The following is a 2,450-nucleotide window of genomic DNA, read 5'->3' on the forward strand; positions in this document are numbered from 1 at the left end:
AGAATCAATGGATAAAATCTGGCAAGTTAAAGAACAAGGCGACATAAATGTAATCAAGCACTTATCGGTTGCCCTTAATGTCAATATGGTTATTGCGAACCTATTGTCTCAAAGGGGGGTTACATCGTTCAATGAAGCGAAGTCGTTTTTCCGCCCAAAGCTTTCCGATTTACACGACCCGTTTTTGATGCGGGACATGGACAAAGCTGTCGCCCGATTGGAACAAGCAGTAAAGAATCAGGAAAAAGTATTGATTTACGGTGATTATGATGTTGACGGAACCACATCGGTTGCACTGATGTACCAGTTTCTGCGAACCCGAATCAAAGATCTTGATTTTTACATTCCCGATCGTTATTCTGAAGGTTATGGCATTTCGCCGCGTAGCATCGCGTTCGCTGCTGAAGAGAAATTCTCGCTAGTGATCGTTCTCGATTGTGGGATAAAAGCGATTGAAAAAATCAAGCAGGCTAAAGATCTGGGGATCGACTTCATTATTTGTGATCACCACAACCCTGACAATCAGATACCTGACGCGGTAGCCGTTCTGGACCCGAAACGTCCCGACTGCGAATACCCCTACAAAGAGCTTTCGGGCTGTGGTGTTGGATTTAAACTACTGCAAGCCTACACCCAAAAGAATGACGTTCCGGTCGTTGAGCTTTACGACCTGCTCGACATGGTCGTTGTCAGCATTGCTTCGGACATTGTTCCGGTTACCGGTGAAAACAGGGTGTTGGCCTACTATGGCCTGAAAAAGTTAAACAGCAATCCGAGCCTCGGATTAAAAACCATCATCCAGATTTCGAATTTAGTTGGCCAACAGATCACAATCAGCGATATTGTCTTCAAAATCGGACCGAGGCTGAATGCCTCCGGACGAATTGAACATGGCAAAAAGTCGGTCGAAATTCTGGTCATGAATGACGAAGACCAGTCGATTGTACTGGGAGAAGAAATCAATTCGTTCAACGAAATTCGGAAAACGCTCGACCGCGACATCACACAGGAAGCCCTGGACATGATCACTCACGACCCAATTCATTCCGAGCGGTTCTCAACCGTTTTATACAATCGCGACTGGCACAAGGGCGTCGTCGGCATCGTAGCCTCCCGCCTCACCGAGCACTATTATCGCCCAACGATCATCCTGACCGAATCGAATGGTTTAGCCACCGGCTCGGCACGTTCGGTGCGCGACTTCGACCTGTATGAAGCGATTGGGCAATGTGCCGATTTGCTGGAATCTTATGGTGGACACATGTATGCGGCAGGTCTGACCATGAAGATTGATAATATTCCGGCATTTAGCCGACGTTTTGAGGAAATTGTAAGAAACAACATTACTGATTCGCAAAAAACAGAAATACTGGAAGCCGATGCCAAACTACAACTGTCGGATATTACACCAAAATTTTATCGTGTTTTAAAGCAATTCGAGCCTTTTGGCCCACACAATATGACCCCTATGTTTCTGACCGAAAATGTTCTTGACAACGGAACCAGCCGCTGCGTAGGACGCAATCAGGAACACTTGAAACTTGACTTAGTCGAGCCAACCGGAAACTCTTCTGTTTTTTCAGCTATCGCCTTCAATCAAGCCAATCATTTCGAAGGAATTAGCCAAGGGCTTCCATTTGACATCCTTTATACGATTTCGGAAAACGAATTTAGAGGAAAAACCAATTTACAGCTTTACATTCGAGATATTGAAGCAAAAATATATTAATTCCTGTTTTACAAATCCTATAAAAATATCCCTATGAGTTTTCCCAACACTGGCCAAACCCAATTCACACCCAGAAACATGGTTCTGGGCATACAATTTTTGTTTGTTGCATTCGGAGCAACAGTTCTTGTTCCATTATTAGTCGGCATTGATCCTTCGGTAGCCCTTTTCACCGCAGGAGTAGGCACCCTTCTTTTTCACTTGATTACAAAAGGTATGGTTCCCGTTTTCCTCGGCAGTAGCTTTGCCTTTATCGCACCAATCATTGAATCAACCAGATTATATGGTCTTCCCGGTACACTCTCCGGCATTATTGCTGTTGGGATCGTTTATGCGCTTGTTTCGGGTCTCATAAAACTAAGAGGAATAACTTTCGTTGAACGTCTTTTTCCCGCCACAGTTGTTGGACCGGTCATTATGATCATCGGGCTTTCACTGGCAAGCGCCGCGGTGGATATGGCGAAAACAAACTGGATTATTGCTGCAGTAAGTTTATTAACCGCTATTGTTGTGGTGGTTTTCACCAAAGGAATCATCAAACTTATTCCCATCTTTATAGGAATCATTGTTGGGTATATTGCAGGACTTGTTCTGGGCGTAATTGATTTCACACCGATCAAAGAAGCAGCTTGGATTGGACTGCCGAAATTTACCACACCTGAATTTAGCTGGGGATCAATCCTATACATGATTCCGGTAGCAATTGCACCAATTATTGAGC

Annotated in this window: 2 protein-coding genes; both read left to right on the top strand. The window is 44.5% G+C overall.

Annotated features, from left to right (window positions below; all coding sequences use genetic code 11):
- Positions 1-1,729, top strand: a 1,729-nt coding sequence (gene recJ, locus ABZD21_RS19720; protein WP_372776849.1) for a single-stranded-DNA-specific exonuclease RecJ, incomplete at its 5' end; no start/stop codon positions are given.
- A 33-nt stretch (positions 1,730-1,762) separates the two neighbouring features.
- The coding region (locus ABZD21_RS19725; protein ID WP_372776850.1) for a uracil-xanthine permease family protein at positions 1,763-2,450 on the top strand (688 nt) is incomplete at its 3' end.

The organism is Mangrovibacterium sp., assembly GCF_041596335.1.
Taxonomy (GTDB): Bacteria; Bacteroidota; Bacteroidia; order Bacteroidales; family Prolixibacteraceae; genus Mangrovibacterium.